At 31.9% G+C, this 26,016-nt stretch carries 30 protein-coding genes; 3 read left to right on the plus strand and 27 right to left on the minus strand.

The window, feature by feature from the left end; all coding sequences use genetic code 11:
* Positions 1–47: 47 nt before the first annotated feature.
* The gene (locus D9V42_RS01295) at positions 48–272 is read right to left on the minus strand and encodes a hypothetical protein (RefSeq protein WP_017722196.1); all 225 of its coding nucleotides are present in this window, start codon (positions 270–272) and stop codon (positions 48–50) included.
* Between the two features lie 217 nt (positions 273–489).
* Here D9V42_RS01295 and D9V42_RS01300 point away from each other — a divergent pair, with 217 nt between their 5' ends.
* Both D9V42_RS01300 and D9V42_RS01305 read left to right on the plus strand, forming a co-directional pair.
* Positions 490–957 carry a sigma-70 family RNA polymerase sigma factor gene (locus D9V42_RS01300; protein WP_122062587.1) on the plus strand — a complete coding sequence of 156 codons (468 nt, stop codon included), beginning with the start codon at positions 490–492 and terminating at the stop codon, positions 955–957.
* 12 nt (positions 958–969) lie between these two features.
* Complete coding sequence (locus D9V42_RS01305) at positions 970–1,392, plus strand: competence protein ComK (RefSeq protein WP_107556372.1); 423 nt, start codon at positions 970–972, stop codon at positions 1,390–1,392.
* 8 nt (positions 1,393–1,400) lie between these two features.
* Here D9V42_RS01305 and D9V42_RS01310 read toward each other — a convergent pair whose 3' ends face one another.
* A complete protein-coding gene (locus tag D9V42_RS01310; protein ID WP_107556371.1) occupies positions 1,401–1,850 on the minus strand; it encodes a hypothetical protein in 450 nt (149 codons plus the stop codon).
* 136 nt (positions 1,851–1,986) lie between these two features.
* On the minus strand, positions 1,987–2,622 hold the full coding sequence (locus tag D9V42_RS01315; protein ID WP_122062589.1) for a pentapeptide repeat-containing protein: 636 nt from the start codon (positions 2,620–2,622) through the stop codon (positions 1,987–1,989).
* A gap of 472 nt (positions 2,623–3,094) precedes the next feature.
* Here D9V42_RS01315 and D9V42_RS01320 point away from each other — a divergent pair, with 472 nt between their 5' ends.
* Positions 3,095–3,997 carry an ABC transporter substrate-binding protein gene (locus tag D9V42_RS01320; protein WP_122062591.1) on the plus strand — a complete coding sequence of 301 codons (903 nt, stop codon included), beginning with the start codon at positions 3,095–3,097 and terminating at the stop codon, positions 3,995–3,997.
* Here D9V42_RS01320 and D9V42_RS01325 read toward each other — a convergent pair.
* The 24 genes from D9V42_RS01325 to D9V42_RS01430 form a co-directional block, all read right to left on the minus strand.
* Entirely contained in the window at positions 3,994–4,173 is a 180-nt protein-coding gene (locus D9V42_RS01325; RefSeq protein ID WP_122062593.1) for a hypothetical protein, read from the minus strand. The genes D9V42_RS01320 and D9V42_RS01325 overlap by 4 nt on opposite strands.
* A gap of 340 nt (positions 4,174–4,513) precedes the next feature.
* Entirely contained in the window at positions 4,514–4,924 is a 411-nt protein-coding gene (locus D9V42_RS01330; protein ID WP_122062595.1) for a YolD-like family protein, read from the minus strand.
* A gap of 9 nt (positions 4,925–4,933) precedes the next feature.
* A complete protein-coding gene (locus D9V42_RS01335; protein ID WP_039068234.1) occupies positions 4,934–5,125 on the minus strand; it encodes a hypothetical protein in 192 nt (63 codons plus the stop codon).
* A gap of 804 nt (positions 5,126–5,929) precedes the next feature.
* Complete coding sequence (locus D9V42_RS01340) at positions 5,930–6,667, minus strand: class I SAM-dependent methyltransferase (RefSeq protein WP_122062597.1); 738 nt, start codon at positions 6,665–6,667, stop codon at positions 5,930–5,932.
* Positions 6,668–6,849: 182 nt separating this feature from the next.
* A complete protein-coding gene (locus D9V42_RS01345; RefSeq protein WP_122062599.1) occupies positions 6,850–8,217 on the minus strand; it encodes an SH3 domain-containing protein in 1,368 nt (455 codons plus the stop codon).
* A 52-nt stretch (positions 8,218–8,269) separates the two neighbouring features.
* Complete coding sequence (locus tag D9V42_RS01350) at positions 8,270–8,581, minus strand: holin (RefSeq protein ID WP_122062601.1); 312 nt, start codon at positions 8,579–8,581, stop codon at positions 8,270–8,272.
* A 52-nt stretch (positions 8,582–8,633) separates the two neighbouring features.
* Positions 8,634–8,942, minus strand: coding sequence for a DUF7365 family protein (locus D9V42_RS01355; RefSeq protein ID WP_142401615.1), 309 nt, complete (start codon positions 8,940–8,942; stop codon positions 8,634–8,636).
* A 37-nt stretch (positions 8,943–8,979) separates the two neighbouring features.
* Positions 8,980–9,132, minus strand: coding sequence for an XkdX family protein (locus D9V42_RS01360; RefSeq protein WP_122062603.1), 153 nt, complete (start codon positions 9,130–9,132; stop codon positions 8,980–8,982).
* 1 nt (position 9,133) lies between these two features.
* Entirely contained in the window at positions 9,134–9,532 is a 399-nt protein-coding gene (locus D9V42_RS01365; RefSeq protein WP_122062605.1) for a hypothetical protein, read from the minus strand.
* A gap of 10 nt (positions 9,533–9,542) precedes the next feature.
* Positions 9,543–10,694, minus strand: a complete 1,152-nt coding sequence (locus tag D9V42_RS01370; protein ID WP_122062607.1) for a BppU family phage baseplate upper protein — start codon at positions 10,692–10,694, stop codon at positions 9,543–9,545.
* 15 nt (positions 10,695–10,709) lie between these two features.
* A complete protein-coding gene (locus D9V42_RS01375) occupies positions 10,710–12,728 on the minus strand; it encodes a hypothetical protein (protein WP_122062609.1) in 2,019 nt (672 codons plus the stop codon).
* Positions 12,729–13,211: a hypothetical protein gene (locus D9V42_RS01380; protein WP_122062611.1), complete on the minus strand. Its 483-nt coding sequence runs from the start codon at positions 13,209–13,211 to the stop codon at positions 12,729–12,731.
* Complete coding sequence (locus tag D9V42_RS01385; RefSeq protein ID WP_122062613.1) at positions 13,204–14,793, minus strand: prophage endopeptidase tail family protein; 1,590 nt, start codon at positions 14,791–14,793, stop codon at positions 13,204–13,206. Before D9V42_RS01385 ends, D9V42_RS01380 begins: the two co-directional genes overlap by 8 nt.
* Positions 14,794–14,802: 9 nt before the next feature.
* On the minus strand, positions 14,803–15,630 hold the full coding sequence (locus tag D9V42_RS01390) for a phage tail family protein (protein ID WP_233665204.1): 828 nt from the start codon (positions 15,628–15,630) through the stop codon (positions 14,803–14,805).
* Positions 15,631–15,634: 4 nt separating this feature from the next.
* Positions 15,635–21,751: a phage tail tape measure protein gene (locus tag D9V42_RS01395; RefSeq protein WP_122062617.1), complete on the minus strand. Its 6,117-nt coding sequence runs from the start codon at positions 21,749–21,751 to the stop codon at positions 15,635–15,637.
* Positions 21,752–21,811: 60 nt separating this feature from the next.
* Positions 21,812–21,979 carry a phage tail assembly chaperone GT gene (gpGT, locus tag D9V42_RS15085; protein WP_158593168.1) on the minus strand — a complete coding sequence of 56 codons (168 nt, stop codon included), beginning with the start codon at positions 21,977–21,979 and terminating at the stop codon, positions 21,812–21,814.
* 35 nt (positions 21,980–22,014) lie between these two features.
* Positions 22,015–22,377 (minus strand): phage tail assembly chaperone G, encoded by a 363-nt coding sequence (gpG, locus tag D9V42_RS01400; RefSeq protein WP_058625948.1) that lies wholly within the window; start codon positions 22,375–22,377, stop codon positions 22,015–22,017.
* Between the two features lie 57 nt (positions 22,378–22,434).
* Positions 22,435–22,611: a hypothetical protein gene (locus D9V42_RS15225; protein ID WP_167456074.1), complete on the minus strand. Its 177-nt coding sequence runs from the start codon at positions 22,609–22,611 to the stop codon at positions 22,435–22,437.
* A gap of 13 nt (positions 22,612–22,624) precedes the next feature.
* Complete coding sequence (locus D9V42_RS01405) at positions 22,625–23,275, minus strand: major tail protein (RefSeq protein WP_122062619.1); 651 nt, start codon at positions 23,273–23,275, stop codon at positions 22,625–22,627.
* A gap of 2 nt (positions 23,276–23,277) precedes the next feature.
* Positions 23,278–23,685, minus strand: coding sequence for a hypothetical protein (locus D9V42_RS01410; RefSeq protein ID WP_122062621.1), 408 nt, complete (start codon positions 23,683–23,685; stop codon positions 23,278–23,280).
* Complete coding sequence (locus D9V42_RS01415) at positions 23,682–24,107, minus strand: hypothetical protein (RefSeq protein WP_122062623.1); 426 nt, start codon at positions 24,105–24,107, stop codon at positions 23,682–23,684. Before D9V42_RS01415 ends, D9V42_RS01410 begins: the two co-directional genes overlap by 4 nt.
* The gene (locus D9V42_RS01420) at positions 24,094–24,468 is read right to left on the minus strand and encodes a head-tail adaptor protein (RefSeq protein WP_122062625.1); all 375 of its coding nucleotides are present in this window, start codon (positions 24,466–24,468) and stop codon (positions 24,094–24,096) included. The genes D9V42_RS01415 and D9V42_RS01420 overlap by 14 nt, the downstream gene beginning before the upstream one ends.
* Positions 24,458–24,757, minus strand: coding sequence for a phage head-tail adapter protein (locus D9V42_RS01425; protein ID WP_122062627.1), 300 nt, complete (start codon positions 24,755–24,757; stop codon positions 24,458–24,460). The genes D9V42_RS01420 and D9V42_RS01425 overlap by 11 nt, the downstream gene beginning before the upstream one ends.
* A 17-nt stretch (positions 24,758–24,774) precedes the next feature.
* Positions 24,775–25,956: a phage major capsid protein gene (locus D9V42_RS01430; protein ID WP_122062629.1), complete on the minus strand. Its 1,182-nt coding sequence runs from the start codon at positions 25,954–25,956 to the stop codon at positions 24,775–24,777.
* Positions 25,957–26,016: the final 60 nt, after the last annotated feature.

Raw genomic sequence — 26,016 nt, forward strand, 5'->3', positions numbered from 1 at the left:
GATTGTTGTCACATATTCATAAAAAAAGTAATGAAATCTTAATTTCATTACTCTTGACTTTTACGATATTCCATTATGATAAAACTTGCTGCTTGAGATCTATTTTTATAATAATAACGGTTCAAATCTATTGCACCTTCTATTTCACCATCTCGATACATCATTTCGTTTGTCATATTATTAATCATAACAAAGTCTGATTTATCTTTAATTATATCTAAATCATTATGTTTCGCAAAAAAATGTTCTAAATTTAAATGTGCGTAATCCATACAAACCTCCTGATAATTGTCCGAAGATAATATTTATCTCTAAATGTTATATCTTTAAGTTGAATACGCCTTAATGTTATAAAACTTAAATTTATCTACCTTATGACTTCTATTTAACACCTTATGTTACTATTTAGCAAATGAAATTTATTATTTTTCACAATAAAATAAATCTATCCGGAAATTTATGTTGTATATACAACGATGGAGTTTAACAATGAACTTTGATGAATTATATAAAAATTCCAAGCACATTATCTATTTTCTTCTAAAAAAATATAATATTAAGTACAATAATGATGAATATGTACAATTACTTACGATAAAAATGTGGGAATTATCAAAAGTTTACACCCCTCAAAAATCTTCTTTAAATTCTTTTTTATATCATCGTCTCAATTTCTTTATTATCGATCTTTTTCGTTCACAACATATTATTGAGACATATAACATATTTGAATTAGATAACCTTCCTAACAATAATGCCCCTTTTGATGATGCTCGACTCTTGTATGATAATTTTCTTTCCCATTTATCAGAAAAAGAACAACTTTGGCTACAATTAAAATTAGCTGGCTATAAGCAAAAAGAGTTAGCTAAAGCATTACATTGTTCAATTTCCACATTAAAAAATTATCAAAAAAGAGTCAAAATCAAGTATAAAAATTATTATCTTAATAAATGAGGTGAAATATTCATGTCTAATTTAACTAAAATATTGTATTTCAAAACGGCAATAGGGCCTGAAATACTTACAATATGCCAATTCACTACGCATCAATTTATATACCCATCTCCAATTAATCAAACTATTAACTACATTTTAGAAAAATATCAACGTTCACATAAAGTACAGCTTGAACAGTCTAAACGAATATTAAAGATTAAGAAGTTAGTACCTATTTATATTGATTATCAAACTACAATATTCCCTGTAAAACCTCAACGTTCCCCGATACAATATTATATCAATGCTTGTACTATTAACGGATTAAAATCCAAAGGTTCATCCACAATCATTTATTTTGATAATGGTACATTTATCACTGTAGATGCCCCTTATATTTTTATATATAAAAAATGGCAAGAAAGTTTAACACTTTCTCACCTTTTAAGCTAGTTTCATCGTTATAAAGTTTTATTGTGCTTATATTCCAATAATTTTTTAGTAAAATATCCTGTTACTACTTTTATCATGTATAGACTGACTATAACTAATAGCAAGGCTCCCACCAAAGTTAATACAACAGTAACTGTTGATAGCTCGACTTCTGGCTTTATGAAATATTGTACTGAAGTCAAACTTGTTAAAAAACCGAACAAGAACAAACCAATAAGTACGATATACGTACCTAAAATGCCTAATAATAATGCGAATAATTGCGTACTTGAAACGACTTTTTCTTTAAAAATATATTCCTTCAAAAATTGATTTGAGAATGCAACTGGACGATTTAATTGATCGCTTTCATTTAAATCAACTGTTTTAGATAACACTTCATCTAATTTATTTTTCTCTTTTTTGTTTAAAAACCATAATTGCTTTTTCACTTTTTGCTCAAAGATATTTGCTTTCATTTGAAATGTTCTCCTTTATCACGTTCACATCATTTCAGTTACTTTCTTAAATGATAAATCAATTATCACAGTGATTCAATTAAATTTGACGGTTTTTAAAATAAATATGTATTATCACTATTTTATTTCTTTATATTTAGTCAACGACAACGATGCCATTTAACTTAGCAATTTGAATAGCTTGTTCACTCGATACTTTACACCCTATTAAATCATCTTTTCCAACAGTGATATGTCCAAAAAACGATTTACTTATATCACAACTTTTTAATGACGTTTGATAGATTGACATATGATTTAGATTAGCGTTTAAAAATTCCACGTTTTTAAGCAATGTATTATGAAATTCAGCATTTTCTAAATCACTTGTATTGATTCTAAATGCGTCAATTTTCGATTCTACTAAATTTATAAAATTTGCTTTTACTTCTTCAAATGTAATATGACTTAATCTCATGTTTTTGAATAAGGTTCCTGTCATTCTACAATTTTTAAAAGTAACCCTATGAATCGTCCCATAATCCATCTGAGAATTAGAAAAATCGCAGTTTTCAAATACAACATCTGTAAAATCTGTACGCCCTAAATCTGAATTAGCAAAACTACAATCTTTGATTGTTGATCCGTATATTAACAACCTATCTAATATGTTTGCTTCCAGTGATGAATTTGAGATTTCTGCTAATTCTATTAAATCATCAACTTCATCAAATACATCTGTTAAATCTTTCTTTTCTAAATAACCATTAATATTAGGTGGCTGTATCTTCATTACTTCACTCCTCCCTAGCTAATCATTGCATGCATCATTACATTGTACAAGGTGTGTATTAGCCAGAAAATTTATAATATACAGTATATCAGATATATTTAAAAACTTTATATTTTTAATGTATAAAAAGACCTGGACATTAGATTAATAAATGTCCAGGTCTTTTTTAGTTATATTTAAATTACAAATAAAACTCAATTTACTTTTACAATTAAAGAATTGATAGGCCTGAGCTTTGAATCAATTGATTTTACATGTTTTTATAAGTTTATAAAAAGACTGATATAACAGCGTTCATTGGGTAACATGTGTTATTTTAATTCCATGAGTTTTTAATAGTTTTCAATTAATCTGCCCTTTTTTTGCCCTTAAAAATACCCGCCTATTCATTTAGGTGAGCTTTTCACTTTCGCTATTGATAATAAATGTCAATTAGTTCATAATTAATTAAAATACTAAAAGGAATGATTTTATGAAGAGAACTATCGTCTTATTTATAGCTTTATTACTTGTACTCACTGGATGTGGACAAAACAAGTCATCATATTCAAAGGAAACAAAAACCTTTGAAACAAAATCAGGAGATAAAATTAAGATACCAAAAAATCCAAAACGTATCGTCGTATTAACCTCAAATGGAGGGAACTTTAAAGACCTTGGGGTAACACCTGTTGGTATCGACGCCGACTTTCCAAAATCAAAATATGTAAATGAAAAAGGCTCTAAACGTATTAGTTCAGAAGATGTAGAAAGCGTTGCAAAATTAAAACCCGATTTAATTTTAACTTACGATGTTAACACTAAAATCAAAAAGTATAAAAAGATAGCCCCGACTATTCCTATCAAATACACAGATTACTCATATAAAGAAATGCATTTAGCTATTGGTAAAATTTTAGGCAAAGAACAAAAAGCCAAAGATCAAATTAAAGATTTAGAAAATCAATTGCGCCAAGATGGACAAGCTATCGAACAAAAAATTGGTAAAAATAAAACATTTACGGTTATGGAAATTCAACCAAAGCAACTGTCAATTTTCGGAGAAAACTTCGGTAGAGGAACACCAATAATTTACCAAGAATATAAGTTTCCTTTCCCGAAAGGAGCAAAGGAAGGCTTAGCTAAAAATGGCTTTAAAAAGGTTCCGTATGAAAAATACAATAAATACGCCGCGGATTATGTCTTAATTCCAACTGATTCTGGTAAAGTCGAAACCAATGATTTTACAAAATCTGAATTATGGAAGAATCAAAAAGCTTATAAAAACAGACACGTTTATTACTATTCTAAAGATAATGCAACATATTCAAATCCATCTTCACTAGAAAAGTTATCAAATCATTTCAAAAATATTTTAACAAAAAAGTCCACTTAATACAGGTGGGCTTTTGCGTATTCGTATAGTTTTTCTGCAGTATCTAATGTTAGATTTCCAATTGTTCTTTCACCGTTTCTTAATCTTTGGATTATAGAATTACTTACACCAGTTTCCTTACCAATTTTGTAAGAAGAAATATCAGAATCTAATAGTTTTTGTATTACGTCTTTCATTTAAAACACCCACTTAATTAGTGCAATAATTGTGATTAAGAATAACAACCAAGCTATTATACCTTCAATTTTTTCTTTCTTTGTTGTTTTTCTAATATCAATAGTTAGTTTCATTTATTTAGAATGAGGATTATGTTATATTTATATTGAAGAGGGGCGAACCCCTCATCTGTTTAGTACTCAAAAGCTATCTCGAATTGTACAACGACCAAATTGACTTTTATCGAGAATTTAAAGCTTTTGGGTGCTTTTATTTTTATCCTCACTCCCTCACCTCCTTATAATACTATTATACCATGCCAATTGGCATATAACAACCCTTTTCTTATCCTTTTTCAATTTATTTTATCTCCACAATATCTTTCAAATTAACTTTGCTTAAACCAGTTTCTTCATATAAATGTAGTGTTTGTGTGTGAACATCCACTTTGTGTATATAACCTTCTTTAGTTTTAATATATCCATCGACAAAATAACGTAGTTCAATTATAGGCTCATGATACATTTTGAATATTAATTTATCGTTTAAATCATTTAATTGGTGGTCGCTTAATGATGGCTTATCAATCTTATTTTGGTCTTGTATGTATTGTTCTAGTTGCTCGTATTGTTCGGGCAGTGTCTTAAATGCTTTCCACTTAACCATGCCGCGCCCTTGTGGTATACGTGGATTAAGGTACTCTCTAGGTATTTTACGATAATCAGTTTCATATTTATATTCATCTGGTGCGTTAGGGTTTATTACTTTCATAGTATCACCTCAAAAAAATGGAATTGTTTTACTAGCTTCTATAATATCTTTTGTGAAGAAAAATTGTTTGCCTTCTCCAGTATAAGCAGGATTTAAAAGCATGTTTGCTTTAGCACTATATAGCCATTCAGGGTTTATTCCAGAATTTAATACATCTTGAAATTCTTGAAAATTTTTACTCCAATCTAAATTTGGTTCCATATTATCACCTCATGAATATAATAGAACGTTTGTTCGTATAAATCAACAAAAAAATAACCACCCAGTGACATGCTTGGATGGTTTGATTATAGGTAATGTAAATAAGAAAAGTGCATGTAAACATATTCTACCTCGTTCAAATTATAATTAAACATAAAAAAGACAGCCGAATTAACGACTGCCTACTAACCATGTTTAGAGCTTAAGAGTTTGTGCATGGTATGTATGCACAATTAATAGTGTAACATAAAAAATAAAAAAGATGCCACCAAAGTGACACCTGAAAATATTCATTTGAAATTCATTAGAAAGGAAAAGGAATATACGTATATATTATCAGAACATTCTATGTATTTCAAAGATTAAACAAAAAGACAGACACATAAGTGCCTGCCCGAGATATAATATAGAGACCTTTTTGAAAGGAAAGAACTTCACAATATTTATATTATCAGAATATTCTATAATTTACAAGTGCTAAATAAAAAGAAGCAGAGCCTGCTTCTTTTAGTAAGGTATACATGCGTTTGTTAGCAATAGTATTGCTAAAATTACTTATATCATAAAAAAGACACCCCTGTAAAGAGGTGCCCGTCACAAATAAAAGGTTAAGTTAAAACGAATGTTCCAACCATAATCTTATTTTATCACTATAAATTTAACTTTCAAATCGTTTGATTGTCGACTTTATTTTCATTGTTGATTCAACACCTCATAATAAATAGATAGATAAGGAACTGTCCTGGGCTAAAGTAATCAATTTTATAATCATCTAAAGTCACACTGGACTGGAACCGATTATTTTTATTTATTTAGTATCGATTTAATTATCAACATCATTGGGCGTCTCATTTCTCCAACCATTTCTGGTAAATCTCTCATTTCCTCTGGCGGCATAGGCTCAATTAAACTGTCGATAATGAAATGACTTTCTTTTAATGCTTGAAAGTATGAAGTCAGCGTATGATGAAATTTTTGAATATTTTCATTTAAAAATGTACTTTCTCTTAATCCTTCATTAAAGTAATTATCAATTGGAAAATGACTAATATTTCCTTTTTTGTCATAAACCCAATCTTGTGAACCTTCAGCTGTAAAAACAGGATGCTCTACAGTAAATAAGAAATAGCCATTATCTTTCATTGAGTTCGCTAGATTTTTAAATAATGAATTTAAATCTTCTATATAATGCAAGACTAAAGAGCTCAATACTATATCAAAATAATCACTTTTTAGATTTAAAGACCCTATATCATCCACTTCATAAGTTATTTTATCATCAAAATTTGTTTTTTTAGCAACTTCTATCATTTTTTCAGATGAATCTATTGCTATTACCTCTTTAGCACCATGATCAGCTGCATATTTTGCATGCCAACCATAACCGCAACCTAAATCTAAAACAACTTTCCCCTCAAAATCTGGCAACAATTTTTTAAATTCATGCCATTCTCCTGCTCCTGTTAATCCTTTGTTACTTCTGGGCATCTGAGAATATTTTTCAAAAAAGTTTTTATTATCGTATTGTTTTTTAATTTCCATAAAGAAAACTCCTTTAGCAACTTAACTTTCACAATATTATAACACAAAAAAAAGACACCTCGTAAAGAGGTGTCTAGTAAGTTAATCGTTAGAACAGATTTTAATTTGTTCCATAAGTTATGTTACTAAAGTTATTTAACGCTTTCAAATTATATAACTTATCTATTTCTATCATACAATTTTTAACTAAAGGTTCCCCACGCATCTCCTATTCTACTACCATTTCCATTTGAATCTCCAATCGGCATATAAACACGTGCACCACTGTCTATAGTCCATGCAATCCAAATATAACCGTCAAAGTCGTATACTTCGTCATAGTTTACAGATTGACCAGTATATAACATGCCTGCAATTCCCCAACCAGTCCACGGACCATTATATCTTGTATAGATATTAGTTGTTGCTGTAAATGTTCCTTTCTCAGTTTTCCACAAAATATTATGTTGATTTCTACGCCATTTATTACCGACTTTTTTACCTTTATCTTTGACTGGATTTTTCTTTTGCTTATCAGTAGGTATTGTTACACCATCTGTAACATTATCTGGCACACCAACATCTAAAGTTGGATTTTTATAATATTTAGTAATTTCTTTAATGAAGTAATCTTGCATCTCATGTTGTTTGGCTGTCGAAGGTGCGCCATTAATAATAGGGTCAAAATCAACATGTAATGCCATACTTCTATGTGGACAGGCAGTCGCTACAAATTGATTGTGCAGCTTCACAGTTTTTCTATTAGGTTTTAAACCATAATACAACATATCAATGGCTGCTTGTTTAAATATAGCTTGTTCGTTTTTCACAAAGTCTTTATTGCTAGCACGCATTGAATCACAAACTTCATAACCTAAATAATGACCGTTACCATAACTATCCGCTACATGCCATGCGATACGGAATGTATCTATAGCTCGCCACATCGTCTTTCTATCTCCATAATAATGAGCAACGCCCCCCTCATAACGAGCCACAGATGCATTACTCAAACGATTATATTGCTCTTTAGCAGAAATACTATCAGCTGTATTGTGAATAACCACACCATCAATAGAACCTACACGCTCATTCATTGTATAATTAATAGAATGATTGATTGTTTCTATTTTTGTTGATTCTGTAGTAACACCCTTTTCTGCGTCTTTATATGGTGGACGAATGACACCTACAAAATCATCATACACATGATCTTGAATAAATGCTGCAGGACTTCCATTATTTGAAGCGTTATACCAATTTTGGTCAATACTATCAAATAAGTATTGATTCGCATTAGTAATCATACCTGTATGTCCATAGCTTCCATCATCTAATACAAAAATATCTCCTTTTTGTGGGATAAATTTTTTCGTATTTTTAATGACTTGGAATCCTTTCGGATATTTATAATCAATAAAATCAACTGCATTACCCGTTGGGTGTACATCAAAATGTTCTTTTAAGAATTCTATGATAAACGTTGCACATTGAGCCCCATTTGATTGTCCAGCTGTTAAACTTTTACCGATGTTTTTTACTGCCCAGTTAACGGCTTCTTGTTTTTTCATTTAAAAATACCTCCATAATAAAAAGCCGACCGTTAAGTCGACTTAATTAGTTTTATTTTTTAGGTTGTTTTGCTTCGGCTCCTCCACCGAGTTTATTTGGATTTTTACCATTCTTATTCTTGAATGTTTCCCAAATACCTGTGGCCATAAGTCCACTTATTAATCCTGCTAGTAATCGACCCGCTACCGATAACTCACTTACAATTTCTGGAATGAATATCGTAACGCCTCCAATAACTAAACCAATGACCATTGATACTAATGGTATAAAGTTCTTAGGCACTTTTTTTGTACGTTTGATAACTTCTGTTAGTGCTCCTGTAATAACTGCAATGACTGCAGCAAATGCGATAATTTGTTCCATTTATAATTCCTCCTAATTAATATAAAAAGGCCGTCACTGTACTGTGATGACCTTACTTTTTAGATAATTGATTATTTTGATGGGTATAAAATCGGTCTTCGAATTTATCAAAACGAGTATTTAAACTATCAATCTTTGAACTAACTTCTAAGATAACCTTTGTATCTTCACGTTGTTGTTTTTGTTCTTCTTTGATATCTCTTAATGAAGTGTTATGATCTTCTACCTCTGATTCTATACGTGTAATTCTATTTTCATTATCTTTCTTGTCTTTACTTACTTTAAGAAATAACCCAACAACTGTTACTATCATGGGTATAACTGTAAAGACAATCCAATAAGTTAGTTCGCTTTCATTCAACATTGAACCTCCCACTTTCTATAATAAAAGTCACAAGCTATTCAGCCTGCGACTCTGGATATTCCTCACCAGTAATTTCTTCATACTGTTCTTTATCTATGGCATCTAATGTTACATATGTTTGAATATCCTCATTTGTGTAACAATTGATGTCATAAAAATATTTGATAGAATCGAATCCTGGATACATATTAATTACTCCCTTTCAATTTTGTAATTTCAAGCATTGCGTCAGCTTGTTCTAACTCTGCTTCTTGTAATCGTTGCTCTTTTTTAGTTAATTCTTGTGTTGCGCCTGCTTGCTCTTTTTGAGATTTAATAAGCTGTGAGGCTATCTTAGTTACTTGCATTTGGGTATTAGCAATTTGTAACTCATTATTTGTTGGCTCATAACCATTATTTGGATTATTTGCTTCCCATTCTTCTTTTGTAGCACCAATCCATTCGTTCCCATCAAATTCAAAAGGACTATAAATACCCTCAGGTGGTGCTGTTTCTGTGAAATCTTCGTTAGGGTATTGATATTCACCGTTCTCGTTTTCATAAGCTAAATAAGGTGTACCATCATATAAAAATACTTGTTTAAACATTGTTTCACTCCTAGTCTATCCAACTAATTTCGCCATATATATATTTACTATCACTATTTTCCCACTCGTCTTCATTAGCCACATATAATTTTACTTCGCCATTAGTTTCGATAATAATACTCGTACCATTGTGTTTTAATGGCGCTCTTATATATCCGACTTCAACGTATTTAGCGAAACCTTCAGGGAGTTGCGCTATAATTTGACTGTGAGATACACTATCCGCATTCACTCTTAAATACTTAGTTGTAACATTGCCTTGAGTAACAACTCTATAAGAACACCCAAAGCCGTTACGCTCTCCATCATATCCGTATGCCGGATTTGTTCTCCCACCATTAATAATGTTAAACGGTACCCAACCTGTATCATGGTGAGTTTCTTTATAAGTTTTGATTTGGTTTCTTAAATCATTTACTTCTTTTTCATAATCTTCTTTAGTGACTTTAGCTTCGATTTTTTCTTCTAAATTATATTTAAAATCTTTCATTTGATTATCAATATTGGTTTTGTACTGGTCGAAATCTTCGACTTTTAAAAAAGTATCGTTAGTTAATAAGCCTTCAATTTCACTTTTACCATTTTCAATAATCAGTTCCACTTCATCTTTAGATAGACCAATAGCTTGTAACGCGTCTTCTTTAGCGTTATTAACTTTTGTAACATAATCATCAAGATTTTTTATTGACTCTTGAATCTCTGAAACACGCTCTTTAATCAAAACTTCTAAATCATCAAATTTTCTAATGTAACTTAATTTTGTATCAGCTGATATGGTATTAACTAAGGCATCTTTAATAGAAAATTTAAAGGTCCTAACAACAATGGTGTCATCAGAACCTTTTCTATTAATAAATATCTCCCCTGTCACATCTCCCACATGTGCTAAAACATCGTTAGGTAATGTATAAGATAAAACGCCGTTTATTTCATCTTCAAATGTCAGATTATCCACTTTCTTACTACCATCAGATGTAACTAGAATGATTTGAGAATTAACGTTAATATCACTTAACAACATTGGTTGCTTATTTCTTGTTATTTGAAACTTCAATTTAGATGTATTTATATCTTGGTTGTAGAATTCAACATTTAGCTTTTTCAAGTCGCGATAATAAGCTGTGACATCTAAATTTGTTTTTGCTACTTTATCCATCGTCATATTGTTTGATTCCTCCTATATATCGTACGAAATACCACTTAAGCTGATATAGCTTACGGATTGTGTTGTATATGTCACTTCTATATGACCCGTTGAAGCATTTATTTTTATGATGCCGTATCCACCATAACTTGATGAAGATAATGCACAAATAAATTGTTTATTAACTCTCGGTCTGTATTCTGGTGGTAATGTTGCAATACGAGCTGGTAAAGATTTACTCACACCGTCAACTTGACCATCTATGATTTTTGTACCATCTGGTAGAATTTTCATATATGGCGCCATTGTATAGAATGATTCAACCCCACTTGCAAGTGGTAAATCTTCTCTAGGATAACCATATTTCATATCATAGTTTTTCCAAACTTTATCTGTTGAGTGCCAATAATAGAATTTTTGATGTGTATAAGCTGTTGTATTGCCCTGTAGAGTCATAACAAATGTTTTGTTATTCGCATTTTCAATAACAATCTTTCTTGTAGGTTCAAATGATTTACCGTCTAGATCTTTAACTTCAACAGCTGATGTATAAAATTCAAATCTAGGAAAGTCCGTATTACTCATGAAATCAAGTATTTTTTGCATTGTGTCTAATTTTGTACCACTTAATGGGTCAAACATGTCTCCATCTGTAGAGCGAGGGAAACTTCTATTTGCATAATTTGCTGTGTTCATAGATGGTGTTGTAGCTGAAGCACGGCTAAAATCTATTGCATCCGGACTTGTTGATTCATCTTTAAAAATAATAATCCCTTCCTTATCTGATGAAGCCATATGTCTACTTTGATGTACTGTTAGTGTATAAACAGAACCGTCTTCACCTATTTGAATACCTTCAGATTCGATAATATCGCAACCAATACCATTATCTTCTAACACGTCAATAAAACCTTGACCAGATATTAATGATTCATCAAGTAGTGTCCCGTTGTTACTGAATTTTTTATTACCTTGATAACCTAAATAATTTGGGTCTCCTTTTTTAACATTACCACCCATATTGAAATAAACTTTTCCGTTGCCAACTGCAAAACCTTGACGTTTCGGTAATTTTTTTGCATAGTCTGTGTTAAAGAAACCACCATCAGTAATATCAAAAGCCACCGTTCCTACACGTTCAAAATCATCATTATACATTTCGAATACAGTTTTAGTAACTTTAGCACCAGTAGATGCTGTAGGTGTCGTTACATACCAAATACCACTGTTATAGTTAAACTGCCATTCCACGTTCACATCATGTTCAGTTAGAGGTTTTAATTGCGCCATTCTTTCAGGTATTTTATCTATATTAAATCGTCCTAGTACATGATTGCGTGTTTTAACATACATATAGCGAATTCCATTTTCGTACTTAATAACTGTACCTTCACCTCCGGCATTGCCTGCCGCAAAGACACTTTTATATTCCAATGTGTCCATATCCCATACAACAATCCAACGTCTATTGTCTACAATAACTGGACCTCCAGAATAGTTCACAAATATCTCTCTACGCTGTTCATCTAACGCAAAAGATTGTGGGAAAATATACGTATTACCAGTGAGTACAACGATATCTTCATAGTCTGGAAATTTAAGAGGTAATTGTTTCCAAATCTCTTTCTTATATGTTGCATTGTTTGGTGCTTTATCTGTTTGAAGTGTTGTTACTTTATTTTGTGTTTCTTTTACAATATTATTCATAGACAATAAATCATTTTTTAGCCTTTCAGATAGTGTTGGAAAAGCTTTTTTGTCCCCAATAACTGAAATTCTACTGTCTCTTAATTCTTGTGTTTCATCACCAATAGCACCCAATACTAAATTAGATGTTTGTGCACCTCTATATGTTACTTCATCATCTAAATTCCACTTGCCAAAGCTGATTTGATTTGCTTTATGTGCATTTTTTTGTGTTGTTTGGTGTTGTTTAAACTCATCTTGATAATGATTATAATATTTTTGAATCGCATAAAAATTACTAATTAATTGGCCTCTTAAATCTTGTCCTATTGCAATGTTTAAATCTTTTATTAAATTAATATTCATTTATTCGTTCTCCTTCTCTATCCATGTGTATGAACCATAGATATAATCAGTATCTTTCCAATCGTTACGATCATCAGCCTGTATAACTACCGTTAACCTACCGTTTGGTCTTAAAGATACTGTTGCTGGGTTCCTAGTTCCTGCGGTTCTAATTAGCCACGATTGAGATTCTTTAGCAAACCCTTCTGGCAAATTATGAATAAGCATATTATTCGTAATTTTTGATAGATTAAGTTGTACAGTTTTAATCTTAATATCAAAAATTTCAATTACTCTATATGAACAATTAAAACCATTTTCCCCAGACGCTTTAAATTCTGTATTTGCTTTGCCGTTGATAGGTGTAAATTTAATCCATCCACCATAATCAATTAAACTATTAAATAATTTTTCGGGTTTGCTTATAGCTTCTGCATGCGTAGCTGCAAAATAAGGGTCTCCATTTTCATCTAATGGATATTTAATTTCTGTTGGTTCATTCATCTACTAATACACTCCCTATTGAATCTGATGCTAATCTGGGCATAGAAATAGACGAACCACCAAGTGACCCGCCTTTAACTAAATTATTCATTCTTTTAATATCCCTACTAACACCTTGTTGTATTTTTATTATATCTGTTGGTGAATTACTGAAATCTACTTCTACTGGTTCATTTATTAGTGGATGCGAATATGTTAATTTCACTACTTTTAAATCTAAATTATAACCAAGTGGTTGGTGAATAAAACGTATCTCACTATTTTCGTGGATATCATCATTCTTCAAATAATGTTTTTCTTCAACAGAGCCTAAATAATTTGTAGATACTTCTACAGTAGGTTCATCGTTCAATTCATTTTTTAGTTTTTCCAACAATTCAGCTTTATCTAAAACATTATCATCAAAAACTGTTGGTGCTTCTGACCATCCAAATTCTTCAGCATTAGGTGATTTATATTCAGCATAGGTATGATATAAATCACTACCTTTTAATACTGCAGTTAAATTTAAAGTTGTTGATTTTTCAGTTCCTACATACATCACTGGTGCTGTTTTATATTCTTTTACATTAGGGTCTGGACCAATAAACACTGCTTTAAATGTATGCTTGCCTTTACTTAAATTACGCGCAATAATAATTGATTCTGTACGTGCAGTATGGCTGTAACAACTATATCTATCAATTTTCACATTATCGATATAAACATCTAATAAACCACCGCGTGATAGTTTCTTTAATGACCAAGTTAATGTTTCATTTCCCCACTTACAATCAAATTCTTTCGAGTAACTTGCGCCTACTTCTTGTGTACGCCAAGTACCTTCTTTGAAAAATTTACCACTGTAATTCAAATTAGGTGGTTTTACTGGGTTATAATTTTTTGTTTCAGTTTTTGTTTTCTTTTTACCATAACCTTGAATATAAGTTTTAATATCAGTTGTAGTAACTGTAGCTTGTACTTCACTTGAATTGTATTTATAAATTAATGGTATATCTGACATTTGATAAAATGTTTTTTCGTCGTAAATATAAATTTTCTTATTATCAGCGAAATAAATATAGTTGAATAGTTCTGCACCTTCAGTGAGAAATTCCATACCATTTTTATTACCTAATTCATCAATAGCAACACGATTATTGAAATTCCCTTTAATTTCATAAGTAAATCCTAACTTATTTCCTTTGAATCCAAATTCAAGGTATTGTTCAAGTGTCATTGTTGGTTTGTTATCATCATCTGTAGTTTCTTCATTATTCATTTCTTCATTTTCTAAATCTTTTTGAATATAATGATTTTGAAATTCCATAAAAATATGTTTAGCAGTTACATCATTAGATACGATTACTCCATCATATTTAATAGATGTAGATTTAATAACATATTCTTGGCCTTTCCAAACTATTAACATCTCATTTAATAAAGCATCGAATAAATCTGAATTCATATAGGTTTTATAAATAGTGAAATCAATTGATCGCTCATTATTTTTTTCATAATTAAGCTTCCAAGAACCAAAATCATAATCTACAAGGATTTCTCCGAATGTACCTTTTTTATTTTTTAAAACCATGTCTCTCAATTCATTCACCTACCTATATATAAATGGGAATATCCATTGAGTTTTAACTGCACCTATGTTCATTCCTGTAATTTCTATATCATTAAAACCCTTAGCTAATGTAATCCATTGCCAATTAGTATCAATACCGACACGTTTATCATTAACAAAAGGATGTAAGCCGTTAATAATGAGTTTTTGATTACTTTTAATTGCTTTCTTATACTCAAATACATCACCTGTAGTTTTGTTTGATATTTTAAAACCTTTAGGAGCATCTATATTAATCAACAATTTAAACTTATGTCTTAACAACGGATTGATTATATCAGAAGAACCATTGTAGATTTTGAAGCTTGTCGTATCGTGTTTGTATTTAATTTCATTATCAGTTAACAAGCCACCTTCAAACTGCCAATCTCCACTAGATAAGCTAAACTCATCTGTTTCTTTTAACGATTCTGAATAGCCCTTAAAAACAACAAACGTCACTTGAAATGTTGCGAAATAATTGGTCAAATCTTCATTGCCGTTTTCTTCACAATAAACAGCATATTTTTTGCCTGGCATATCTGAATGCCACACATAATATGGCTCTCTTCTAAATAGCAATTCTCTCAACCTTTGTTTCATCAACCTTAAATCTTCTTTATCTACACCTTTAAAATGAAAATTTAAAATCAAATTAAAAGGACCGAACGTAGTCGGTCCCATTAATACACCATCTGTACCATTGATTTCAGTTGTATTAGCTTTGACTTCAACACCTTCTTCTTCAAAGTCAGCAAATCTTAATTTAGGTATATCAGTTAAAACTGCCTCAAAATCATCGTTGAAAATTTTCACTTCTTTTTTCAATTTTTTAAACATCTCCCATGTTATATGACATCATTTGTTGACGTTTACCTTGCTTTTTACTGAATCCTTCTTCCGTAGGAACTGGCTTATCAGCAATAATTTGATTACTTGTTACTAGTTTAGCGAGTTGCTTAATCGCTTGTTGCATTTGTTCAATTTGCGTATTTTGATTCTCTATAACTTGATACAATGGATCATCATTGTAACTAGCACCAGTTGACGCTGTTTTCATTTGATTAGGGCGTTTGTTACGTTTGTTTTTAGAATCAATATCTTGTGCAGCTAAAGCTAGTAATTTCATTGAATCGTCAGCTTTACTTGGGTCTGTAGAAATTACGTATTCTGGATAGCCACCTTCGGCTAAATTGTACCAACCCTCGGAACCAATAAAACCACCACTTGAATAACCATGACCTTTACCAATAACAGATAACATACCAGATTTACCATATTTTGACTTAGCATAGTTCATACCTGCCATTAAATTATCAAGGCCGTTCATGATATTGCCATGTCCTTTTTTCTTGTATGCGTTAAATGTTGGTGGTATTACTTGAACTAAACCACGTGCTTCATTACCACCGCTGTTTACATCAGTATAACCATGTTGTACAGCGCCAGCATTACCGCCCGATTCAGAGTCTATTTGTTTTATCCAAGCATTTACATAATTACTACTAGTTGGTAGACCATTCGCTTTTAATGCTTTTATAACTTCTGGTTTCCATTTAGAGGCTTTTTTACTTCCACCACTACTTGATAAACCTTTTAACCATTTCTCTGGATTAATAGCAGTGTCATTTCCGGAGTGGTCACCTTTATTAAGTTGGAAATGTAAATGAGCTCCTCTTACAAAGTTACCCGTGTCACCCGATTTACCGATAACATCGCCCGCACTTACTTTTTGACCTTTCTTAGCCATTTGCTTAGATAAATGCATATACCAGTTCCACAAGTTTTTACCAACTTGAACTTCTACGGATTTACCGCCACCGTAGTCATTCCAAACTTTAGAAACTTTACCATCAGCCACAGCTTTGACTGACGTTCCAATTGGCATACCAAAGTCCATACCATAGTGTTTACCACCATTAAAGTTTAGCCCTCCAGTATAGTTACCAAACTTTTGCCATACGGGATGTTTAAATAACCAACTTGCATCGCCCGAGCCATCGCCAGTTTCTTCCATCCATTGTTTAAATAGATTTTTTGCAGCATCTTTAAGTTTATTAAACATGCCACCCATCATATCGGCTGGTATCGTATTTTTACCTAAACCGTCAAAATTAACACCGAAAGCTTTTATTACATGATCTAAAAGTTTTCCAGGTTTTTTCACGAAGTCCATAACATCTTTAACTTTACCACTGAGCCATTTAGCACCTTTACCAGTAGCTTCTTTAACACTGTTTACTAATGAACCAGCTTTTTCTTTACCTTCATCATATTTCTTGGCAGCATTTTTCTTAACGCCATGAAATTTATCGCCCAATCCTTTCCCAAACTCTTCAAGCTTACCTTTAGTTGAGTTGAGTATATCTCCTGGCGAAGTACCTTTTGAGAATTTAGGCATTGAATTACTTAGCAGACTATGTGTTTGAGCACCGTTCAGTATTTTAGTACCTTTACTTAATGGCATTGTCGTATCTTTACTTGGTGTGATAAATGGTTTTCCTTTAGGTGGTACAATTGTTTCATTTCTAAATCCACCAGGTCCATTCCCTTTACCTTTATCTCCTACAGTTGCTAATGTATCACGGTTTAATTTACCTTTAGTTACAATGTTTTGTGTATGTGTGGATTCTGTACCAGTATGGAATTTAACATCAGGTATTTTATCCATACCTAATTTAGAACCGACCCAGTTTACACCTTTAATAAGTTTATTTAAACCTTTTTTAACTGTATCAACCATTCCAGTGATATGACCTTTAATTTTATCAATAATACCTTTAAGACCATTTTTCATATTATTAAAAGTCTTTTTAACAGAGCCCCATAAAGTGGACGCAATACCAGTTATCTTACTTTTAATTGAATTCCAAGTTTTAATTGCATTACTCTTCACGCCATTGAAGATGTTACTTACACCTTTTCTAAGCGAATTAAAAGTATTTCTTACTCCATTCCATAACGATTTAACCAATCCAGTTACTTTTGATTTGATCGTAGACCAAGTTTTTATCAAAAAGTTTTTAACTGCATTAAAAATATTTGAAATACCTTTTCTTAAACTATTAAAAGTATTACGAATGGAATTCCATAAACTTTTAGCAATTGAAGATATTTTGTTCTTTATTGTCGTCCAAACTTTTATAGCAAAATTCTTAACTGAATTAAATATTGAAGTAACGCCTTTTTTCAATGCATTAAATGTATTACGCACTGCATTCCACAATGCTCTGGCTAAAGCAATGACTTTATTTTTAATGGTTGTCCAAACCTTTATCGATATGTTTTTCACTGCAGTAAAAATTGTTGTAATAACTTTTTTCATTGTATTGAAAATTGCTTTTACGCCAGCCCATAGTAACTTAGCATTTGCAACTACTCTATTTTTGATAGTAGTCCAAACTTTAATCATAAAGTTCTTAACTATATTAAAAATAGCAATAACACTATTTTTTAAATTATTAAAATGACCTTTGACTCCCGACCATATAAGCTTAGCAAAATTAACAATAGTATTTTTAATTGTAGACCATATAACTTTTACAATTCCTAAAACACCAGAAAAAGTTAATTGAAATAGGTTTTTAATTATACTTAATGCGCTGGATATAATTTGTTTTAACCCTTCACCAAATTTCTTCCAATCACCAGTAAAAACACCAATAAACATTTTTGCGAAACCTAATACTATATTAAGAACGCCCATGATAATGCCCTTAACTGCGTTAAATGCAATCGTGACACTTTCTTTAACCATATTAAACGCATGCATTAAGCTTCCTAGTATAATATCAGTGAAAAATTTAAATACTGGTGTAGCATCTGTGAAAGTGCTCTTAAGAATACCACCAATAGAACTAAATATTGGTTTAATCATTCCCCAGAAATTCATAGCTCCAGTTTTTATATTATTCAAAGCTTGTATAAATTGAGAACCATTTTCTTCCCAAAACTTACCTAGAGTATTTGAAATTGTTTTCCCCAATTCCTTAAAACCATTAATTATTGGGGACAGTAATGTTTTGATTCCTGACCATAATAATTTAGCGCCTTCTACTACTCCATTAAAAGCGCCGTTAACTATATTTCTAAAAGTTTCTGATTTCTTATAAGCAACAACTAGAGCTGTTCCTATACCTACAATTGCTAATGTTATCCAACCTATTGGACCACTCAATGCACCTAAAGCAGTACCTATCAAAGGTATCTTTGTAACTACTTGAGTTATTGGTGATAAAATAGAAGAAAATGCAACTTTTAATCCTGCTAATATTCCGCCTCCACTAGTTAAGCCATTTAAAAACATCATTGATTTAGCCATATTAGTTAATAGCGTTAAGAGTAATCCGCCTGATATTAAAATAGGCGGTATAGCTGCAGCTAATAACGTAAATGCAGTAATAGCTATCTTAGTAATATTACTTGTATTTTGAAGCCTTTTAAATAGTGCTGTTAATGTATCAGCTAACTTAATAACAATTGGAGCAACTGCATCGCCTATAGTTCTTAAAAAGTTAACAAATGTATTTTTTAACACTGTTAACTTAGAGCCCATCGTTTCATAACGAATTGCCGCTTCATCAGTAAGTGCAGTATTTTCTTTCCAACCTTCTGCGCCCGTTTTCAGAGCATCGTCTAACACTTTATGATTGTTAGACATACGACGAATAGTATCAGCTTCACGGATACCTTTAATACCTACATCATCTAAAGCGCTTAATACACCTTTAGCGCCACCTTTAGTATCTCCTAATCCTTTAACAAACGCGGATAATGCTTTTGTTGGATTATTCTCCCATGTGGAAGAAAATTCTTTTGCAGACATACCAGATGTTTTTGCAAAGTTATCAAGCGTTTCTCCACCTTCAGCTGTTGCTTTCGTCATTTTATTAAAGATTTGAGTCATAGCTGTACCACCAGCTTCTGCTTCAATACCTACCGAAGACATTGCAGCAGAAACACTCATAATCTCATCGCCACTGAAACCAGCCTGTGAACCTGCACCAGCTAAACGTTGTCCCATTTCGACAATTTCTTTTTCTGTTGTCGCTGTTGTGTTACCTAGGTTAACGACTGCAGCACCTAAACGATCTACATCTTCAATAGGCATACCGGCAGCATTAGAAAATCTAGCGAATTCTGTTGCCGCTTCATCTGCCGATAAGTTAGTAGCGACTGACATATTCATCATTGTTTCAGTGAAATCTGTAATCTCTGATTTCTTAACTCCTAATTGTCCAGCTGCTTCCGCAACTCCAGCAATTTCAGTTGCAGCAAATGGCATTTTATTACTCATCGCAGTAATTTCATTGCCCATGCCTTCTAATTCTTTACCGGTCATATCAGTTGTTTTAGCTACACCAGCTAAAGCTTGTTCCCAATCGACAGATGTTTTTATAGCTCCACCCATTGCAGCAACTGCTGGCATGGTCATATAGATTAACGACCCAGTACCAACTGACCGCATTGACATGCCTACATTTTTTATAGAATCGTTATATTTATTAACGCTCTGAACACCTCTACCAAAACCAGTTGCACTTAATGCTTGTGCTTGCTTTTGTTGAGTGGCTAATTTTTTATAACTTTGAGCTGTTTGGTCAATTTCTGACTCAAGTTCATTCATTCTAATCTTTTGTTGAGTAATTGCACCTGATAGTTCGCGCGCTTCTGCACTATTTTTACCTTGTGTCTGAGCTACAATTTTATATTGATTATTTAATTCGCGCAATACAGTACGTTGCTGTGACAAATTAGTATTTAACGTATCTAAATGTCCTTTATAGGCTCTTACGCTCTCACCAGCACGCGATAAATTACTACGAGATAGTGATAAAGTATCATTAAAACCAGACATTTTCTGTCTAATTTCTGTCATTGATGCAATACCTTGTTGTTGTTCCATCTCTAAACGATTATGTGCTTGTGTTGTTTGTTTTAATTGACCGTTTAAATCTTTTAACTTAACACGCTCTTCAACTAATTCTGCATTTAGTTTTTGTGCTTCTGCACTTGTCTCACCATACTGTTTCTTAGCGTAATCATACTGTCTAGATAGGTTTTGAACAATGAGTTTTTGCTGTTTCATGCCATTGTTTAAATCTGATATACGCGCTTTATAAGCTTGTGCAGTTTGACCAGTCATTTTAAATTTTGATGCGCTAATTTGTAGAGATTGCGCTACTTGTGAAATCCTTTGTCTTATTTCAGACATAGATTGTGTAGCTGACTTTTGTTCAAAAGAAAAACGTTTAGCTTCTGCAGATGTTTGTTTATATTGACTATTAAGTTGTTGTAATGCTTGTTTCTCTTGTTGAATCTTTTGCTTAAGGTCAATCGCTTCATGACTCATTTCGCCTTGCTCTTTAACGACTTTTTTATAACGTCCTTCTAAAACTTTAATAGTATTTTGATGTTTACTAATCACTGTATTCAATTGTTTTAAATAGTTTTCATAACTCTTAACCGACTTACCACTATTCTTAAATGAAGTATCAGCTATATTTAATTGCTTGCGCATTGTACCCAATGTTTGATTGATTTTTTCCATTGAAAATACAGCACGTTTATTAGTACTGTTAAAAGTCTTCATTTCATTTTGTGTAGACGTTAGTTGTCTTTGGTACATACTTAAATTCTTATGCTGTTTACTGTACTCTTGTCTCAATTTCTCAGCTTCAGCACTTGTACGTTGTTCTTCAAGAGTCATTTTCTTCAATTGATTCGAAATATCTTTCACAGAATTCTCAGTAACATCAATCGCTTTATTCAATTCTTTTGTACGTTGATTGAAATTCTGTAAAGATTTCTCACTATTTTTAAAATCAGCATTAGATCTTTTCATTTCTGAATTTAAAGTTTTGAATTGTCCCTTAATTTGTTTCATAGTTCGGTCAATACCTACATCACGCATATTCATTAGTATTGACATACCTTTAAAATCTGCCACTCATTGTCACCCCTTTCATAATTTGATATAAAAAAATAACCCTAGCTTAATAAACTAAGGTTATAACGCTGAAAGTATTGCATCAGCTTTAGAATCTGAATCTACTTTATTGGTATGGCGTTCATTCAACGTTTGTAAGATATAATGAAACGGCATTTTCAGAACTTGGTCTGGAGGTGTGCCGTTTTTAACCATATCTCTTACAACTTTATCGAGGTTTCTCAACATACCGTTATAAGATAAATCTTCTTTCTTTATTTTGTTTAACTCATGCTCTGAATAAACTTTTTTGTTTCGTCATCTTGTTGTCCATTAACAACAAATTCAACTTGTTTTTGTAATGAAGTAAGTGCATCTGGCGCGTGTAGACGAGTACGGATATCTTTTTTAGTGAATTGACCACCATAAATTTTAATAACTGCGTCAACAAGTTTTTCCATTTGTTCTTTTAATGACATTTCTTTTTCTCCACGCTCTACTTCTTCTAATTCTGCCATGATATCAATAGCTTCATATAATACATCTAAAGGAATGAAGTGAGGTGTTAAATATGTTTCCATTTTAATTTCCTCTGCCTTTGGATTCTCTACAAGTTGAATATAATTTCTTTTTAATTTGCTAGCCATGTTTAATTACTCCTTTTTATTACGTAATAAAAGGACGGTTTTTACACCGTCCGTGGTTTATTTCTTTTTAGGTTTGTGCACACGTTCAAAGAAAGGTAATTCGTACCCTTTATCTTTCAAACGTTTTTCAAAATCTGTAATTACACTAACGGGTTCATCTATAATGTCACCTGTCGCATAATCTTTGTCTGTCTTCTTATCGATTGCATCTTTCAATACTTTGTATTTAACCATGCAATATCACTCCTTATGCTTCTGCTGGTTCGTCTGAATTATCTGAGCCTTCATTTCCATTAGAAGGTACTTCTTCTGCTTCGTTATAAGCACCTTTTAATAAATCATCGAAGAATTTATCTTCTGATGCACCTTTAATATCAGATTGGAACATGATTTTGCGTACTTCATCGTTAAGACGGTGCATTGCTGTCCCTTCAACTTCTTCTTGAGAGAACTCCCATTCATCTTCAGCTGTAGAACCTTCAATCGCTGGATCACTAAACATAACTTTAGTTAAACCAACTAATGTATAATGGCCATCACGACGTTCACGTTTGAACCATACAGCCACACTGTTGTTTTGTTTACCTTTAACTTCTTTAAACACACCATTTTTGTCATATACTTCATTAAATAGTAATTCACGAATTTCTTTAGGGAAAGCATGCATTGTTAATGAAATTGAACCTTCACCATCAGTGTTACCTGATTCAATAATTGTTCCATCTGCGTATGCATTTTGTAATTCTCCGCCTGTTTCAACTGAAATTTCTTGTAAACCACGTGTTTGAATTACATTTGTATATTTTGTTTCACCGTTTTCTTCTGTCTCTAACAAAGCGAAACCTAAGTCTTTAATATTAATATACGATTTTGGTAAAGATGCTTTTTTAATTGCCATAATTATTTTTCCTCCTCATAAAAAATCGCCTCATATCGTCTCGTTGAACGATACAAAGCGAATTGCTTATCATATTCATTGCCTAAATTACTAACTTGCCCCATTTTCAAGTGGTTCCAGAGCAAGTCACTAATTCTTTGTGATATTTCGTTTCTTCTTAATCGAGCGTTATAATCATCACTCTGTTTTACAAACACATCTATTTGAACAATATAACTTTGTGCCACTCTATCGCCGTCATAATATACTTCTGGTTTAGGGTCGTCGAAATCATCTATGACTACATACGGTTGACTTATATCTTTTACATCCGGATAATCATTGAATTTTATATTTTTGATGTTTAAAACTTCAGTCAGCACTTCATCTTTAATTAATACGTTATATACTGTATTTAAGATATCTATCATAATAATTTCTCCACTTCTTCTTCATAAACTTTATAAAATGTTTTTTTAGAAGCTCTGATTGCTTTATCTATAGCTCCTAAACCTTTCGGGCGAATAAATTTTCCATTTCTTGCGTGGAATCCTTTTTCATTTAAATGAACAATACTGTAACGTTGGCTAGGTCCTTCCCAATATATTCGTATAGACCGATAAGTTCCTTCCCAATATGGTTCTGATAATTTAGCTTCACCGTATTCATCACCTGTATCTCTAAAGTAGCGAATGTTAGCTTTAACAGCTTTCAATAATTCTTCACCCGCTGCAACTAGAGCGATATCAAATATTTTTCTACGTTGTCTTTTACCAAACTTTTTATCCAACTCTTTGAAAAGTTCTTTTTGGCCTTCCATCTTAATTCCATTAAAGGTTTTACGTTTTGCCATTGGTCACGACTCCTGCTGTTAACATTAAAAATTGTTCATTTTCAACATCGGGCTGAACCAACTTTATATTTAAATCTTGATTAATATACGGTGATTCAACTTCCACATAATGAGTTTCTTTAGGTATATATTGTCCATGTGTTTCTCTAATAAATATTTTCACATCATGCTCTGTTCCGTTTGCTATTGCTTCTTGTAACTCAGTCATTTTCCAACGAGGAACATAAGCCCAGCAACTGTATAAAAGTTTTTTACGCTTTTCTCCAGCTTCTGGACCCTCGTTTTCTTGATATTCATAAAAATGAACTTTTGTATTAAGTTTTTTTGTTGTAATAAACGGCTTTTTAAATTTAGTCTTCATTATTAACACGCCCAAACACATTGTTATTTAGACCGAAATTTAATAAATCATCTTGATAATTATCATTAAAGTATTCAAGTAAATCCTCATATGCATATCGCGTACGAGCAAACACTAAATCTTGACCGATTAAATCTTTATAAATATCAAACTCACCAAATCTTGATACTAAATTACTATATGATTTTAGTAATAAGTTCTTTAAATAGTTATCTTCTGTATCATGCGAGATTTTAGCGTACTCTTTAAATTCAATAAGCATTGTTTCATCAATAGTGATGTTATTCATTTACATCACCCGCTTTCTTACGCTTCTGCTGCACCGTCTGTTGTTCCACCTGATGGTGTATCTGGACGTTTAGCAGTAGAAATATCTAAATCATAAACAGCAGATGCTTTATTATCTACTGGTTTACCGTAAGCAAATGTTTTTGCAGTGAATAACACACAGTCCTCTAAAGCAAGCGTTTGGTCAAATTTCTTAATTGTAATACCGCCACCACGTACAGCGTCATAACGATCATTTACAAATACTACTGTTGTACCTTCTTTGACCCATTCGTTACTTACAATATCAACGTTATAAGGTAGTACTGTTACAAATCCACCATTAGCAGTTAAGTATGTGTAACGAGATTGAATGTCCCAAGCATCACGTGGGTTAACCACAAATGTTACTTTTCCATCAATTTTCAATTCTTTGCCTTTTTCACTTATAGATAAATCCTTTAATACATCTTTCAGTTCTAAAATTGTAGTATCTGCATCTGCAAACGTTAAAGTACCTTTTGATTCTTTATCAGTAACTGCACCAGTATCTGCGTTAACATCTTTCGTTAAACCTACTGGTTGTTGTTTAGATGCTCCACCACCATTAATAATTGCAGATTCTAAAGCAACTGTAATAGCTTCTTGAATTTGAGTACGTACAAAACGTTCAATCCAGTTTGGACCAAAGATTTTTAAGTCATCTGGAATAACTACGAAACAAGTAAGTTTGAATTGTGAAAATTCTTCTTCACTGAATGCAGCATCTAATTGACCTTTGATTTCACCAAAGATATTACCCCACACAGCTTGACCACTTGGTTCAGATTTAATAACACGAGTTTTAATTCCTGCATTTTGGAAATTAATTTTTGATAATAATGGATGTTCAGTCGTTAAATCTTCAAATACACGTTCAATTACAGTCTCTGGTAAGATTTTTTCGTCTGTATATCCCACATCATAATTAATTTCGTTAAAGAATTTACGTTCTTCTGAAGTTAATGGGTCTTGTGAACGTTTTGCTAAGATACCATTGTCTACCACACGGTCATTCACTTTCGCTTCAATTTCTTCTTGTAAATCATTAGATAAAGCATCAAACATATTGCTGAACGCTTTTGACTGTTCTTCATCACTAGCACCGTCTTGCACTAATTTCGCAAATTTTGCTTTGTGATCTTGATAATTTTTTAGTTTTTCTCCTGGTTTTACTGCCATATTTATATTTCCTCCTTAAATTTGGGTATAAAAATAGCTATCAACTTTAATTTGTTAATA

The organism is Staphylococcus pseudoxylosus (genome assembly GCF_003697915.1).
Classification (GTDB): Bacteria; Bacillota; Bacilli; order Staphylococcales; family Staphylococcaceae; genus Staphylococcus; species Staphylococcus pseudoxylosus.

Coding starts and splice junctions, on each gene's coding strand:
- D9V42_RS01325 (WP_122062593.1), bottom strand. CDS start 4,173: ATGAAAGACGTAATACAAAAACTATTAGATTCTGATATTTCTTCTTAC.
- D9V42_RS01335 (WP_039068234.1), bottom strand. CDS start 5,125: ATGGAACCAAATTTAGATTGGAGTAAAAATTTTCAAGAATTTCAAGAT.
- D9V42_RS01380 (WP_122062611.1), bottom strand. CDS start 13,211: ATGAATGAACCAACAGAAATTAAATATCCATTAGATGAAAATGGAGAC.
- D9V42_RS01420 (WP_122062625.1), bottom strand. CDS start 24,468: ATGAAGACTAAATTTAAAAAGCCGTTTATTACAACAAAAAAACTTAAT.
- D9V42_RS01375 (WP_122062609.1), bottom strand. CDS start 12,728: ATGAATATTAATTTAATAAAAGATTTAAACATTGCAATAGGACAAGAT.
- D9V42_RS01405 (WP_122062619.1), bottom strand. CDS start 23,275: ATGGCAATTAAAAAAGCATCTTTACCAAAATCGTATATTAATATTAAA.
- D9V42_RS01370 (WP_122062607.1), bottom strand. CDS start 10,694: ATGACGATGGATAAAGTAGCAAAAACAAATTTAGATGTCACAGCTTAT.
- D9V42_RS01360 (WP_122062603.1), bottom strand. CDS start 9,132: ATGTATCCAGGATTCGATTCTATCAAATATTTTTATGACATCAATTGT.
- D9V42_RS01315 (WP_122062589.1), bottom strand. CDS start 2,622: ATGAAGATACAGCCACCTAATATTAATGGTTATTTAGAAAAGAAAGAT.
- D9V42_RS01340 (WP_122062597.1), bottom strand. CDS start 6,667: ATGGAAATTAAAAAACAATACGATAATAAAAACTTTTTTGAAAAATAT.
- D9V42_RS01415 (WP_122062623.1), bottom strand. CDS start 24,107: ATGGCAAAACGTAAAACCTTTAATGGAATTAAGATGGAAGGCCAAAAA.
- gpG (WP_058625948.1), bottom strand. CDS start 22,377: ATGGCTAGCAAATTAAAAAGAAATTATATTCAACTTGTAGAGAATCCA.
- D9V42_RS01365 (WP_122062605.1), bottom strand. CDS start 9,532: ATGTTTAAACAAGTATTTTTATATGATGGTACACCTTATTTAGCTTAT.
- D9V42_RS01350 (WP_122062601.1), bottom strand. CDS start 8,581: ATGGAACAAATTATCGCATTTGCTGCAGTCATTGCAGTTATTACAGGA.
- D9V42_RS01320 (WP_122062591.1), top strand. CDS start 3,095: ATGAAGAGAACTATCGTCTTATTTATAGCTTTATTACTTGTACTCACT.
- D9V42_RS15225 (WP_167456074.1), bottom strand. CDS start 22,611: ATGGTTAAATACAAAGTATTGAAAGATGCAATCGATAAGAAGACAGAC.
- D9V42_RS01430 (WP_122062629.1), bottom strand. CDS start 25,956: ATGGCAGTAAAACCAGGAGAAAAACTAAAAAATTATCAAGATCACAAA.
- D9V42_RS01330 (WP_122062595.1), bottom strand. CDS start 4,924: ATGAAAGTAATAAACCCTAACGCACCAGATGAATATAAATATGAAACT.
- D9V42_RS01310 (WP_107556371.1), bottom strand. CDS start 1,850: ATGAAAGCAAATATCTTTGAGCAAAAAGTGAAAAAGCAATTATGGTTT.
- D9V42_RS01295 (WP_017722196.1), bottom strand. CDS start 272: ATGGATTACGCACATTTAAATTTAGAACATTTTTTTGCGAAACATAAT.
- gpGT (WP_158593168.1), bottom strand. CDS start 21,979: ATGTTGAGAAACCTCGATAAAGTTGTAAGAGATATGGTTAAAAACGGC.
- D9V42_RS01425 (WP_122062627.1), bottom strand. CDS start 24,757: ATGAATAACATCACTATTGATGAAACAATGCTTATTGAATTTAAAGAG.
- D9V42_RS01300 (WP_122062587.1), top strand. CDS start 490: ATGAACTTTGATGAATTATATAAAAATTCCAAGCACATTATCTATTTT.
- D9V42_RS01410 (WP_122062621.1), bottom strand. CDS start 23,685: ATGATAGATATCTTAAATACAGTATATAACGTATTAATTAAAGATGAA.
- D9V42_RS01305 (WP_107556372.1), top strand. CDS start 970: ATGTCTAATTTAACTAAAATATTGTATTTCAAAACGGCAATAGGGCCT.
- D9V42_RS01345 (WP_122062599.1), bottom strand. CDS start 8,217: ATGAAAAAACAAGAAGCCGTTAACTGGGCAGTAAAAAACATCGGTAAA.